This window comes from Dellaglioa kimchii, from assembly GCF_046115505.1.
GTDB lineage: Bacteria > Bacillota > Bacilli > Lactobacillales > Lactobacillaceae > Dellaglioa > Dellaglioa kimchii.
On sequence record NZ_CP170736.1, the window covers coordinates 498,451 to 513,103 of the forward strand.

Annotated in this window: 13 protein-coding genes; 1 reads left to right on the forward strand and 12 read right to left on the reverse strand. The window is 34.3% G+C overall.

Annotated features, from left to right (window positions below; all coding sequences use genetic code 11):
- Window positions 1-106: 106 nt before the first annotated feature.
- Entirely contained in the window at window positions 107-973 is an 867-nt protein-coding gene (locus ACE83Q_RS02380; RefSeq protein ID WP_409022541.1) for a DegV family protein, read from the reverse strand.
- Between the two features lie 27 nt (window positions 974-1,000).
- Window positions 1,001-1,420 carry a MarR family winged helix-turn-helix transcriptional regulator gene (locus ACE83Q_RS02385; protein ID WP_409022542.1) on the reverse strand — a complete coding sequence of 140 codons (420 nt, stop codon included), beginning with the start codon at window positions 1,418-1,420 and terminating at the stop codon, window positions 1,001-1,003.
- Window positions 1,421-1,575: 155 nt separating this feature from the next.
- Here ACE83Q_RS02385 and ACE83Q_RS02390 point away from each other — a divergent pair, with 155 nt between their 5' ends.
- The gene (locus ACE83Q_RS02390; protein ID WP_409022543.1) at window positions 1,576-3,279 is read left to right on the forward strand and encodes an NFACT RNA binding domain-containing protein; all 1,704 of its coding nucleotides are present in this window, start codon (window positions 1,576-1,578) and stop codon (window positions 3,277-3,279) included.
- Window positions 3,280-3,321: 42 nt separating this feature from the next.
- Here the strand turns inward: ACE83Q_RS02390 and pyrE are convergent, their stop codons facing one another.
- From pyrE to lspA, 10 genes are all read right to left on the reverse strand, one after another.
- The gene (gene pyrE, locus ACE83Q_RS02395) at window positions 3,322-3,948 is read right to left on the reverse strand and encodes an orotate phosphoribosyltransferase (RefSeq protein ID WP_409022544.1); all 627 of its coding nucleotides are present in this window, start codon (window positions 3,946-3,948) and stop codon (window positions 3,322-3,324) included.
- The gene (pyrF, locus tag ACE83Q_RS02400; protein ID WP_409022793.1) at window positions 3,949-4,662 is read right to left on the reverse strand and encodes an orotidine-5'-phosphate decarboxylase; all 714 of its coding nucleotides are present in this window, start codon (window positions 4,660-4,662) and stop codon (window positions 3,949-3,951) included.
- A gap of 16 nt (window positions 4,663-4,678) precedes the next feature.
- Window positions 4,679-7,864: a carbamoyl-phosphate synthase large subunit gene (gene carB, locus ACE83Q_RS02405; protein ID WP_409022545.1), complete on the reverse strand. Its 3,186-nt coding sequence runs from the start codon at window positions 7,862-7,864 to the stop codon at window positions 4,679-4,681.
- Window positions 7,865-7,866: 2 nt separating this feature from the next.
- Complete coding sequence (locus ACE83Q_RS02410) at window positions 7,867-8,943, reverse strand: carbamoyl phosphate synthase small subunit (protein WP_409022546.1); 1,077 nt, start codon at window positions 8,941-8,943, stop codon at window positions 7,867-7,869.
- 3 nt (window positions 8,944-8,946) lie between these two features.
- On the reverse strand, window positions 8,947-10,236 hold the full coding sequence (locus ACE83Q_RS02415) for a dihydroorotase (protein ID WP_409022547.1): 1,290 nt from the start codon (window positions 10,234-10,236) through the stop codon (window positions 8,947-8,949).
- Window positions 10,233-11,183, reverse strand: coding sequence for an aspartate carbamoyltransferase catalytic subunit (locus ACE83Q_RS02420; RefSeq protein WP_409022548.1), 951 nt, complete (start codon window positions 11,181-11,183; stop codon window positions 10,233-10,235). Before ACE83Q_RS02420 ends, ACE83Q_RS02415 begins: the two co-directional genes overlap by 4 nt.
- A gap of 14 nt (window positions 11,184-11,197) precedes the next feature.
- The gene (uraA, locus tag ACE83Q_RS02425; protein WP_409022549.1) at window positions 11,198-12,472 is read right to left on the reverse strand and encodes a uracil permease; all 1,275 of its coding nucleotides are present in this window, start codon (window positions 12,470-12,472) and stop codon (window positions 11,198-11,200) included.
- A gap of 136 nt (window positions 12,473-12,608) precedes the next feature.
- Window positions 12,609-13,154, reverse strand: coding sequence for a bifunctional pyr operon transcriptional regulator/uracil phosphoribosyltransferase PyrR (gene pyrR / locus ACE83Q_RS02430; RefSeq protein ID WP_409022550.1), 546 nt, complete (start codon window positions 13,152-13,154; stop codon window positions 12,609-12,611).
- Window positions 13,155-13,300: 146 nt separating this feature from the next.
- Window positions 13,301-14,206: an RluA family pseudouridine synthase gene (locus ACE83Q_RS02435; protein WP_409022551.1), complete on the reverse strand. Its 906-nt coding sequence runs from the start codon at window positions 14,204-14,206 to the stop codon at window positions 13,301-13,303.
- Window positions 14,203-14,646: a signal peptidase II gene (lspA, locus tag ACE83Q_RS02440; RefSeq protein ID WP_409022552.1), complete on the reverse strand. Its 444-nt coding sequence runs from the start codon at window positions 14,644-14,646 to the stop codon at window positions 14,203-14,205. Before lspA ends, ACE83Q_RS02435 begins: the two co-directional genes overlap by 4 nt.
- Window positions 14,647-14,653: the final 7 nt, after the last annotated feature.

Below are 14,653 nucleotides of genomic sequence, written 5' to 3' on the forward strand. Positions count from 1 at the left end.
ATTTTCTCTGACACAATAAATATCAACTAGTCACTAATACGTCTTAACTATTATTATAAATAAAAAACTAACACCCGATTTAACCGGATGTTAGTTTTAATAGATTTTATGCTTGATCAAAATCTTTAATCCAAGCTAATGCTAAAGCTTTTTCACCTAAATGTGTCCCAATGACTGGTCCAAAGTAACTGATATCAAATGTCATATCAGGATATTTCTTCTTCATTTTAGTCTGCCACTTAATTGCTGACGTTTCATCATTTGCATGAATAATAAGGCCACGTAAAGGATAATCAACAGATGTTCGGTGCTCTTCAAATAAATCTTCTACACGCTTAATTGCCTTCTTAGTTGATCTAATTTTTTCAAATGCAACAATTTTATTTGAAACACTATCAAATGTTAAAATTGGCTTAATTTTAAGAACACTTCCAATAAAGGCTGAAGCATTAGACAAACGACCGCCTCGTACGAGATTTTGCAAATCATCAACAATGAAATATTCACCTAACGTTGTCTTCAAATCATCTAATCGAGCAATAATATCATCGATAGGGGCATCTTCCTTAGCCATTTTAGCAGCTTCCAAAGCTAAATACCCCATTAACATAACTGTTATACCAGAATCATATGGTATCACTCGAGTTGACTCAATTGTTGGTGCTATATTTTTTAAATTATCAATAAATCCTGAAATTGTATTTGTTAAATGAATGCTTAAAATAATATCGTAGCCTTCGCTACCTAATTTATCATATAAGTTAATCATTTCTCCAACAGAAGGCTGTGAGGTACTTGGGAAGGATTCAGATGTCTTTAATTTTTCATAGAATCCTTCAGTTGTAATATCAACGCCTTCATTATAAATTTTATTGTCAATAATAACTGGGATAGGAATTATAGTAATATTGTTCTCTTCAATCTGATCTTTAGATAGGTACGCTGTACTATCTGTTACAATTGCTATTTTCATTAATTAAACACCTCATTTTATGACGGTTTAAACGTCAGTTCTCGTTAGACTTTTGTCTAAGCGATTTAATAATATTCTTAATAAATTTTGTTCATCTTCTGGCCACTTTTCGAAAATAGTTGCCTCAAGTTCAGTAAAACCTTCATCGACTGCTTTCGACGACTCAACACCGATTTCAGTCATTGTATAAATCAATTGGCGTTTATCATCACCAATACTGTGCTTATCAAGCATTTCTTTTTCAACTAAGCGTTTTAATTGTCGACTTAGCGTTGAAATATCTAGATCCGTTTCTACGGCCAATTTTTCTTGTGTATTAAATTTAATACTTATTTTCTTTAATAACTGCCACTCAGATATTGTTAATTGATTTTTTTTAGTTAAACGTTGTAAAATTACTTTATACTGTTTATCAATTGATAGTAAGTTTTCAAGACTTGTTTTCATTTTGTTGACCCCTTAAATTCGATATACCTTGCATTATACAATATATAGACTAAAAATGGCAAGAAAACTATTCAATAATGATTCTTTGCGATTTATCGTTTAAAACGTTACACTTGTAGTTATTAAACATATTTTATAGAAAGTGAGTTGATTAAATGTCATTTGATGGCGTTTTTACTCATGCAATGATTAGTGAACTAAGAACGAAACTAATCGGTGGTCGGGTCTCAAAAATATCACAGCCCTACCCAAATGAGGTTATTATTACAATTCGTGCAAATAGAAAGAATCAACCCTTATTATTATCTGCACATTCAAGTTATGCTCGTGCGCAAATTACAAATATACCCTATTCAAATCCTAAAACGCCAACTAATTTTACAATGATGCTTCGTAAATATTTAGAAAGCGGTCAACTTGTTGCAATTGATCAGATTGCTAACGATCGTATTATTAATTTTTCATTTTTAACTAGAAATGAACTTGGTGATGAACAACCTCTAATTTTAAGTTTAGAAATGATGGGACGCTATAGTAATTGTCTACTAATTAATCCAACGAATGATAAGGTTTTGGATACCATTAAACATATTAGTTCAGACCAAAATCGATATCGTATGTTGATTCCTGGTGCAACCTATCGTCAGCCACCAGCACAAGATAAATTAAATCCATTTAAAGATACATCTGATGCATTTAAAACACTTTTATCCGAGTTTCCAAATAAAGAAGTGCTAGCGAAGGAGCTTCAAAATAGCTATCAAGGTCTCGCTGGTCAATCTAGTTTAGATCTCGCAACTGCACTTCATACTAACGTTGAAGACCCTAGTGTCAGCTGGTCAGCTTTCTTTAAACAATTTGATACACCGACACCAACTATTTTATCTGGCAAACGTCTTGATTTTTCGGCCATTCCAAATAAAGAGATTGGTACTGGTCAAGAATTCGATTCATTAAGTGAAATGCTGGATACTTACTATCTCGATAAAGCAAATAAAGACCGCGTTCAACAACAAGGGAGCCACTTAATCCGCGTTGTTAAAAATGAGCTCAAAAAGAACCGTGGCAAACAAAAAAAATTAGAAAAAACATTAAAAAATACTGAAACAGCGGATCAATTACGGGTCCAAGGTGAATTATTAACTACTTATCTTCACTTAGTTAAACAAGGAATGACAGAAGTTTCATTACCTAATTTCTATGATAATGAAAAAGAAATGACCATTCAATTATCCAATCAAATTTCACCTTCAAAAAATGCACAAAAATATTTTAAAAAATATCAAAAACAAAAGAATGCAGTTATATTTGTTAATGAACAACTTCTCCTAAATAAAAAAGAAATTGCTTACTTAGAAGAAATTCAATCAGAAATCGAGTTAGCTGAACCTAAAGACTTACCAGATATTAAGATCGAATTACAACAACAAGGGTTATTAAAAGAACAAAAATTGAATAAAAATAAAAAAGCAATTAAAATTAAAATAAGTAAACCAGATGAATATTATGCTACAGATGGCACACTTATCTCTGTTGGTAAAAATAATCTTCAAAATGATCAACTAACCATGAAGACAGCCAATAAATCTGACATCTGGTTACATGCTAAAAATATTCCTGGTTCCCATGTAATTATTCATAGTTCTAATCCTAGTGATGAGACAGTCACAGAAGCGGCTAACTTAGCCGCTTATTTCTCAAAATATCGTCAATCGGCATCTGTTCCAGTAGATTATATCCAAGTTAAACGGATTAAAAAGCCCAATGGTTCAAAACCAGGTTTTGTTGTCTATGAAGGCCAGAACTCAACATTTATTACACCAGATTCACAAAAAATTATGGCCATGCGTCGTAAATAAAAAGTTTCAACTAAGAAATTATTCTTAGTTGAAACTTTTTTACTATAACCAATTACTTGGATTAATACGCCATTTATCCAATAATAATTTTTCATCAGAATTAATTTTTTCTTGTTCTTTAGCTACTTTAATAAGTGTTGAATAATTAGTTAATGTCTCAAAAGGTGTTTCAATTTCAGCAAAATTTATAGTACTTGCCGCTAGTTCATAACTAAAAATACCGATGACACCTAAAACATCAGCGCCTTCATTTTTTGCTGCATTAACTGCTTGAATCACACTCCCACCAGTTGAAATGAGATCATCAATTAAAATAGTTTTCTGTCCTTTAATTAATCGTCCTTCAATTTGTTGACCAGTACCATGATCTTTAGGTTTTGTTCTAACATAAATTAAAGGTAAATTTAATTCATTAGCAATCCATGCTGCATGGGGTATACCTGCAGTTGCCGTTCCTGCAATTACCTCTGTATCAGGATATTTTTCACAAATAATACCTGCTATACCTTTAGCGATTCTAGTACGAATTTCAGGATAACTAATCGTTAACCGATTATCACAATAAATTGGACTTTTTAGTCCACTTGCCCAAATAAACGGCTTCTTTGGCGATAAAGTTACGGCACCAATCTCTAATAAATCACTGGCAACTGTCTCTGCTAAATTCATTTAAGCTTCCTCCCACATTTTTTTGATTGCTTGGTAAGCAGCAAACGGATCTGTTGCTTGCGTAATTGATCGTCCGACAACGATGGCGCTACTTTGATTTCTTTTTGCAGCAGCTGGTGTCATTACTCTTTTTTGATCACTTACTGCCTGCCCTTCCAATCGTATTCCAGGTGTGACTGCCAAAAAGTTTTTGGAAGTTGCTTCCTTAATCATTTTAGCTTCTTGTGCTGAACAAACAACGCCAGCTAATCCAGCTAATTCTGTTAACTTAGCATAATTAACAACACTCTCAATTAATGGACGTTCAACCAATTGTTCAGTTTCTAATTGTTCTTGGCTGGTAGAAGTTAATTGTGTAATTGCAATTATTTTTGGCATTTTTATTGAGGAATTACCTTGGTCTAATCCATCTAATGCATATTTCATCATTTCAACGCCACCAGCCGCATGGACCGTTGTTAGTGAAATACCTAGTCGACTTAAACTGGTCATAGTTTGACGAACAGTATTTGGAATATCATGACACTTTAAATCAAGAAAAATATCATGTCCCTGATCAATTAATTCTTCAACAAAACGAGTTCCTTCACTATAAAACAATTCCATACCAACTTTAACAAATAGTTGTTCATCTTGAGGAAATAACTGTAAAAAATCTGTCGTTTGCGCTCTATTCTGAAAATCTAAAGCAATGATAGGTCGATTAATCATTATCTACTCCCCTTAATTTTTATAGTGCTGCTACTGAAAATGACTGACTTTCTAACGCTTGCATAAGTACATCGACAGTTTGTAAAGATGTAAACAATGGAATATGTTGCATTACTGACATTTTACGAGTTTGATAACCATATGATGCTTTATCGTGATCATCTGATAGTGTATCGATAACAAATTGAACGGTTCCAGATTGTAACAAATTATTAATATCATCTAATTGTCGGTTAACGCTTAATGCCTCTGTGCTGGCAAACGTTTTAATCTGATTATCTAAAAAGAAATCAACCATTTTTGGTGATGTTAAAACTTTATATCCGAGTAAAACAAATCGGTGAACAAGTGGTAATATGTCATTTTTATTTTTATCGTTAACATTTACTAATACGGAACCATTACCTGATAAGCTGATATTGGCTGCTACTAAAGCTTTACAGAGTGCTTTAGAAAATGTTTGATCCGTCCCCATAACTTCCCCGGTTGATTTCATTTCTGGCCCTAGAAATGGATCAACATCATTTAATTTACTAAATGAGAAAACAGGCGCTTTTACATGAACGGAACTAGATTCTCGGTATAAACCGTCCTGATAACCTTGTTCTTGCAAATCATTGCCTAATATAATTTTAGTTGCTACTTGGGTCATTTTAATACCTGTAACTTTACTCAAAAAAGGAACCGTACGACTGGCACGTGGATTAACTTCTAAAATATAAAGTTCATCTTGATGAACAATAAATTGAAGGTTCATTAATCCCACACATTTTAGTTCAAGTGCAATCTTTTTAGTTGCATTAACGATCTCTGCTTTAATCTTGTCTGATAGATGTTGTGATGGATATACAGCCATTGAGTCGCCTGAATGAATTCCAGCATGTTCAATATGCTCCATAATTCCTGGAATTAAGACAGAAACACCGTCACAAATTGCGTCTACTTCACACTCAATACCTTCAAGATAACTATCAATTAAGATTGGATGTTGTGGTGCGATTTTAACGTTATTTAGCAAATATAATTCGAGTTCTGCCTGATTTTGAACAATCTCCATTGCACGTCCACCTAAAACATAGCTAGGTCTAACAAGAACGGGATAACCGATTTCTGTTGCTCTTTTAAGCACATCTTCTTGTGTTATTGCAGTCTTACCAATTGGTTGCTTTAATCCTAGATGCTTAATCGCTTGGTTAAATGACTCTCTATCCTCAGCACGATCCAAATTTTTAACAGACGTTCCTAATATTTTAATACCATACTGTTGTAATCCCGCAGCAAGATTAATTGCTGTCTGTCCACCAAACTGAACAATTACACCTAAAGGTTTATCAACATCAATCACATTTAAAACATCTTCCAATGTTAACGGTTCAAAATATAATTTATCAGCGATTGAAAAATCGGTTGAAACGGTTTCTGGATTACTATTCATGATAATTGCTTCATATCCTGCGTCTCGGATAGCCCTAACACAATGAACTGTTGCGTAATCAAATTCAACACCTTGACCAATTCTAATGGGACCAGAACCAATAACCATAATTGCTTGTTTTTTACTCTTTAAACTCTCATTCTCATGTTCGTACGTACTATAGAAGTATGGCGTGGCTGATTCAAATTCAGCAGCACAGGTATCAACCATTTTATAAACTGGAATAATATTATTTTCTATTCTAAACTTTCTAATATCCTCCAAAGTTTCGTGCCAAATATCAGCAATAACTTTATCACTAAAACCATGTTTTTTAGCTTCAATAAGGACGTCAATATCTTTAACATTGATACTTAGCGACATTTCAATTTCGACTATGTGTTTTAATTTATCCAAAAAAACTAAATTTATTTTTGTTAGTTTTTCGATTTCTTCAATTGTGTACCCGCGACGTATTGCTTCAGCTAAATAAAATAATCTTTGGTCAGTTGCATTAACCAACTGGTTTTCAAGTTGGGAGTCAGTTGCATTTTGAGCACTATCTAAGCACAAGTAATCTTCATCAATTTCTAAAGATCGAACTGCTTTTAATAAGCTTTCTTCCATGTTACGACCAATCGCCATAACCTCACCAGTTGCCTTCATTTGCGTTCCTAGTGAGCGATTTGCTCGATTGAATTTATCAAACGGCCAACGTGGTATTTTAGCAACAACGTAGTCCAATGCTGGTTCGAATTCAGCAAAAGTTGTTTTAGTCACTGGATTTAAAATCTCATCTAAATTCAAGCCAACTGCTATTTTGGCAGCTATCTTCGCAATTGGGTATCCCGTTGCTTTCGAAGCTAACGCTGACGAACGACTTACGCGTGGATTAACTTCTATAATATTATATTTAAAACTATGAGGATCTAGAGCAAGTTGTACGTTACAACCACCTTCTATTTTTAAGGCCCTGATTAATTTCAAAGATACGTCTCGTAACATCTGATATTCTCTATCAGATAAGGTTTGTGTTGGTGCAAAGACAATAGAGTCTCCTGTATGAATACCAACAGGATCAAAATTTTCCATGCTACAAACAACAATTGCATTATCAGCGTGGTCTCGCATAACCTCAAATTCAATTTCCTTGTATCCTGCAATACTCTTTTCTATCAAGCATTGTGTTGTTGGTGATAGCTCTAATCCATTAACAACCGTTTTACTAAGTTCTTCAGCTGTTTTACATAGACCGCCACCAGTCCCACCCATTGTAAATGCAGGTCTAACAATAACTGGGTATCCTGCAATATCTGCAAATTCTAGCGCACTATCTAAGGTTTCAACAGTTAGTGATTCCGGAACGGGTTCATTTAACTCTTGCATTAATTGTTTAAATTGCTCACGATCTTCAGCTTGATCAATTGATTTTAATTTGGTACCTAATAATTCAATATTTAATTCATCTAAAATACCGGATTGAGACAATTCCATAGCTAAATTAAGGCCAATTTGACCACCTAAAGTTGGCACAATGGCATCTGGATACTCTTTACGTAAAATACCGGAAACTGATTCCACCGTTAAAGGTTCAATGTACACTTCGTCTGCAACTTCTTTATCCGTCATAATTGTAGCTGGATTGGAATTTACTAAAACAACTTCGTAACCCTCTTCTTTTAAAGATAAACAAGCTTGTGTACCAGAATAATCAAACTCTGCGGCCTGACCAATAATAATAGGACCAGATCCAAGAACCATTATTTTATGGATATCATTTCTTTTAGGCATATTTATTTTCTCCCAACTCGGTTTATCATTTCAATAAATTCATCAAATAAATAATCTGCATCATGTGGCCCAGGTGCAGCATCCGGATGAAATTGGACACTAAATGCTGGATCAGTTTTATGTTTAATTCCTTCAACAGACTCATCGTTAATTTCACGATGTGTCACTATCAGTTTATCTGAATCAATAGAATCGCTGTCCACCGCAAATCCATGATTTTGTGAGGTGAAATCAATTCGTCCAGTTGCAATTTCTCTAACCGGATGATTAAATCCGCGATGTCCGAACTTCATTTTATATGTATCTGCACCATTTGCTAGTGCTAATAACTGATGTCCTAAACAAATACCAAAAATTGGAAATTTAGGTTGTATCATTTTAATCATCTCAACAACTTCTGGTAAGTTTTTAGGATCTCCCAGGCCATTCGATAATAGGACGCCATCAGGTTGTAAATCAGATATTTGTTTTGCAGTTGCATTATAGGGTAAAACAATTACGTTGCAATCACGCTTAGATAATTCGCGCAAAATACTATGCTTTAACCCAAAATCGACTAATACAATGTTTAATTTTGTTCCAGGATTAGGATAGGGTTTAATCGTAGAAACTTGTTGGACGATATTTTGGTTAAGTACAGTTGCACTCATTGCATCAAAGGCATGATTTAAATCAGCGTCGGCATCAATAATGCTTCCTTTCATCGTTCCTACATTTCGTAATTTCTTTGTTAATTCGCGTGTATCAATACCATATATTCCAGGAATATCCTTCTGTATTAAAAATTCATCTAAGGTTAATTGTTGACGCCAATTACTAGAAACCCTAGCAACATTATTAACGATAACACCCTTGCATGAAGGTTCTATTGATTCATAATCATCCAAATTAACACCATAATTACCAATAATAGGATTAGTAAACGTGATGATTTGATTACTGAATGATTGATCTGTAATCGTTTCTTGGTACCCTGTCATTCCAGTCGTAAAAACGACTTCGCCAGTAGTTGAGGCCATTGCTCCAAAACTAAATCCTTTAAAAATACTTCCGTCTTCTAAAATTAAGAATCGTTTCATGATTTACTCAACCTTTCGACTATCATATTTAATTTCACCGCTAACCAGCGTTAACATTGTTTCCCCATAAATTTTTTTCCCTGTAAATGGACTATTTTTACCTTTTGAGACATAATCTGCTTCATTAATTGTTTGTTCATTTGTGATATCAAAAATGGCAATATCTGCTACTGATCCAGGCTCCAACGTGCCACCATTTAGATTAAACTGTTTGGCTGGCGTTTCACTCATTAGAACAATAAGTTGGGCTAATGTTAAAATCCCTGTTTTAACCATTCTTGTATATAACAACGGAAAGGCCGTTTCGCTTCCAGTTATACCAAACGCGGCATTAAGCATGCTACCGCGTTTTTCATCTTCACTATGTGGTGCATGATCTGTCGCAATCATATCAATTGTGCCATCTAATAATCCCTCAATTAAAGCGAGGCGATTTTCTTCAGTTCTTAATGGGGGGTTCATTTTAAAATTACCATTATCCATATGAATGTCTGAATCCGTTAATAATAAATGATGTGGTGAAACTTCACAGGAAACATTAATTCCATGACTTTTAGCAAGTCGAATTAATTCCACACTTTCTTTTGTAGAAACGTGACACATATGATAATGAACTCCCGTTTTTTGTGCAAGCATTAAATCTCGGGCTAATTGTGATGATTCTACAATACCCATAATACCGGGTAGTCCAAGATTTTTTGCACGAATACCTTCATTCATGACGCCGCCAAATAATAATGAGTTATCTTCAACATGAGAGACAAGTGGTAAATTAACCTTTACAGCCTCTTTCATTGCAAGATACATTGTTCCAGCTGTCTGAATACCTGAACCATCATTTGTAAAGGCGAATGCACCAGCCTTTTTTAATTCTCCAAAATTTACTAATTCTTCAGAAGTTCTACCTTTGGTAATTGCTGCATATTGGGAAATATGTACTTGTCCGTCTTTTTGATTACGTCGTTTTATTTCAGCAAAATGTTCTAACGTATCAGGAACAGGATCCAAATTAGGCATGGCTCCTACTGTGGTAAAACCACCTCGGGCAGCGGCCTGACTTCCTGTCTTAATCGTCTCTTTATATTCAAATCCAGGTTCCCTGTAATGGACATGAACGTCAATTAACCCAGGTGTAACAATTAAATGCTCTGCATCAATAACTAAGTCAACATTTGACAGTTCATCAGCTAAATTAGTGCCAATTGCTTTAATTTTGTCGTCTTCAATCAAGATATCTTGTTGGCTAAAACTATGATTCAAAAAAACGGTTCCGTTTTTAATTAATTTCTTCATGCTCTATTAACCTCCATCAGATGACGTCCGTTAATGATAGCTTCTAAAATGGCCATTCTAACAAATACACCGTTCGTCATTTGTTTTACAAATCGTGATTGTTTACATTCAACTAATTCGCTGGCTAATTCTACATCTCTATTAATTGGACCTGGGTGCATAATAATAGTTTTATTTTTTAATTTTTTTCCACGTTCAATACTTAATCCAAATTTTTCATGATAATTCTTTTTTGAAAATTTACTATCATCAGTATGACGCTCATGTTGGACACGTAGCATCATCATGACATCAACCTCACCAACTAATTCGTCCATTTCTAAATACTGACCGTATGCTTCGAATTCTTCAGAAAACCATTCCTTTGGACCTGAAAAGTATAATGAAGCACCTAATTTTTTTAATAATTGCATATTACTTTTAGCAACTCTTGAATTAGTTAAATCTCCTACAATTGCAACTTTTAAGTCTTTAAACGTTCCAAACTCTTCTTTAATCGTCATCATATCGAGTAGACATTGTGAAGGATGTTGTCCACTCCCATCTCCACCATTGATAATACCAACTCCCAAATCATTATCCCCAATTAATTGTTGATAATATTCATTCTCAGGGTGGCGGATAACAGCGATTTGAGTCCCAATAGCACCCATTGTTAAAACAGTATCGTATAAAGTTTCACCTTTACTTAGTGCGCTAATACTTGGATTAAATGAGACAATGTTTAATTTCATACGTTGCTCAGCTACTTCAAAGCTACTATGTGTTCTGGTACTATTTTCAAAAAATAAATTTGTTGTAAAGATAGGATGTTTTAAGTTAAATAATGACGGATTTCGTTTAAACTTTTCAGCTCTTTCAATTAATGCCTCAACTTCTTCTGTAGATAGATCCTCGATTGATACTAAATGTTGTAACTGAACTAAATTTGTCTTTTTATCTAACAAAATATCATCTCCTATTATTTTTCGCTTTTAGCTTCTTTAGGTAAAATAAGGTTTAGTGCAATACCTACTACTGTTGCAAGTGCAATACTTGTTAATTGTAAATCACCCACTTTTAAGTACATGCCACCAATTCCTAACACTAGGATGCTTGCAGTAATCATCAGATTACGCTTTTTATCATAATCAATTTGATTATCGATTAAGATTCTTAACCCACTTGAAGCAATGACACCAAAGAGTAGAAAACTAATACCACCAATAACTGGTCCTGGAATACTTTGAATCAAAGCGCTAATTTTTCCAACGAAACTAAAGACAATGGCGAAGAATGCGGCGCCACCAATCACCCAAATACTATGAACCTTAGTCATGGCTAAAACACCAATATTTTCACCGTATGAGGTTGTTGGAGGACCTCCAACAAATCCAGCAATAATTGATGATACACCGTCACCGAAAAGGGTTCTATTCAGTCCGGGATCCTTGAAAAAGTTTCTTTTCGTTAATTTATTTAAAACCATTATATGGCCCATATGCTCTGTCATTGTGACAAATGCGATTGGTGCCATACCAATAATGGCACTCCAATAAATTTTAGGTTGGTAATTTATAAATGCAACATCGAATGCAGGTAATGTAAACCAATTAGCCTTTTCTACCGTAGAAAAATCAACGATTCCACATAAGACAGCCATAATGTAGCCACAGACAATTCCAAGTAAAATGGGAATTAAACTAATGAATCCTTTAAGATACATATTGAAAAATATCGTAATAGCCAGAGTGAATATTGCGACCCAAACATATTTAATATCATAAGTACCCGATTTTAACATCGCGTTACTTGCTGCTGTTGTTGCCATAGATAATCCGATGACCATGACAACTGGCCCCACAACAACTGGTGGCAAAATACGATCAAGCCAACCTGACCCAACTTTTCCGATAATAATTGAGACAATCAGATAAACTAATCCTGCTGCAATCGTTCCTTGAGCAACTGCCGGATAACCGGATGTTTTCATTAACATTTGCATAACCGCAATAAAAGCAAAACTTGAACCAAGGTAAGCTGGAATTTTACCATTTGTAATCCCGATATAAACTAAAGTACCTACACCTGAACTAAATAAAGCAATACTTGGGTTCAAACCGACTAGAATAGGTACTAAAACCGTTGCTCCAAACATCGTGAATAAATGTTGAATTGATAATCCCATCCATTGCCCAAATGATGGTCTATCATGGATATCAAGTACAGCATCATCATTTCTAAACTTTTCTTTCATTTTCTCATTTCCTTTCTATATAAAAAACGCACCTCTATAGAGAGATGCGTTCGAAGTTGAAATCTAGTTTAGGCCTACGTTATTCCCTAATAGATTTCTAAATCGTTTGCTCTCTCTGGAACATCTTAACGATCTATTATTTAATTCTTTCAATTTCAATTGAGTCTTTACCATCAATTTCTTCTACTGAAACTGATACCTGTTCATCTGACGAAGTAGGAATATTTTTTCCAACATAATCAGCTCTTATTGGTAATTCTCTATGGCCTCGATCAACAAGAACGGCTAAATTAATAGTTTGGGGTCTTCCTTGATCCATTAAAGCATCAAGTGCAGCTCTAATTGTACGTCCGGTATATAAAACATCATCAATCAATATAACTTGTTTACCCGTGATATCAAAATCAATTTGTTCACCTTGCGTATTAACAGTTGGTTCATTGCCTAAACTTGCATCATGTCGGTCATCACGATAAAGTGCAATATCTAGTGAACCCACTGAAACATCAGCACCTTCAAGTTGTTTTAAGCGATCTGCGATTCGTCTTGCTAAATAGATGCCTCTTGTTTTGATTCCAATCAGTACCAGATTATCAATACCTTTATTCTTTTCAATAATTTCATATGTCATTCTGGTTAAAGCACGTTTCATACCTAATGAATCTACTACTTCTTTTACCATCTAGTATTCCTCCTTTTTTCCAATAAAAAAGCCCCCTAATCTAAAAATACTTAGACTAAGAGGCAGACTTCTAGAAAAGAAATCTATTCGTACATTACCTTTTAGTCTCACAGGACTATTTTAAAGGAACTTTATTGATTTTTATGTTACCTGATAGCATTTGTTTTGTCAAGATAATCCAGCGTACTTTTAAAAATAGGTGGGATTGGTACTTCAAAAATAAGCTCTTTACCCGTTGTTGGATGCTTAAATCCAAGCTTAGCTGCATGTAAAAATTGACCATGCCCTTTAATTGTTTTACGTGACCCATACAAGGGATCACCTACAACTGGGTGACCAATGTATTGCATGTGAACACGAATTTGATGTGTACGACCTGTTTCTAATTGGCACTTAATAAGTGAGTAGTTTTCATAATTTTTTTCCACTTTAAAATGTGTCACTGCTGGACGACCATCTTTAACCACCGCTTGTTTCATACGATCTTTAGGTGAACGACCGAGTGGCGCCTTAATAATTCCTGATTCTTCTTTAATTGGTTGATGTACTAAAGCAATATATTCTCGAATATTCGTTTTTGCTTTCAATTGAGCTGCTAATGATTGATGTGCTTTATCATTTTTAGCAACCATTAAAAGTCCAGAAGTATCCTTATCAATTCGATGAACGATTCCTGGTCTAAAGGCCCCATTAATTGTTGATAAGGGACTGTGAAATAATAATGCATTAACTAATGTACCATCTGCATGTCCTGGTGATGGATGAACAACCATACCTTGTGGTTTATTAACGACGATAACATCATCATCTTCATAAACGATATCTAAGGGAATATCTTGTGGTATTAAATCTAACTCAACTGGCTCAGGTTCTACTAAATTAATTTTATCTCCTGGTTGGACGGCATATTTAGTCTTTTCTGTTTTACCATTAACTAGAATATCGCCACTTTCAATCCAGCGTTGTACTTTTGATCTAGATATTTCAGGCATTAACTTCGCAATAACCTTATCGAGACGTCCTGTCTCATCTTGAATCACTAATTCTGTCATTTATCGTCTTCCTTTAAAACAATTATTAATAAAATGATAACGCCAACTGTTAACGCAGTATCCGCCACGTTAAAAATTGGAAAGTTAACAAAGTCTGTTTGAAACATATCAACAACATAACCAAATCTTAATCGATCAATAAAGTTACCTAAAGTCCCAGCAATCATCAATGTAATGCTGAGCTTATAGCCCATATTTGTTCTATATTTATAAAAATAATAAATCATCAATCCTAACGCTAGAATAGAAACAATAAAAAAGAACCATTGTTTTCCAGCTAGTAAACTCCAAGCTGCACCATCATTTCTAATATTAGCAATCGATAAAAAATTCGGTATAACTGTTTGACTTGTGTTCAACGCAATATTAGCTGAAACCGCATATTTCACTACTTGGTCTACAACTAGAATAATCATTGCTAATAACGCATATAAAATCATATTAAAT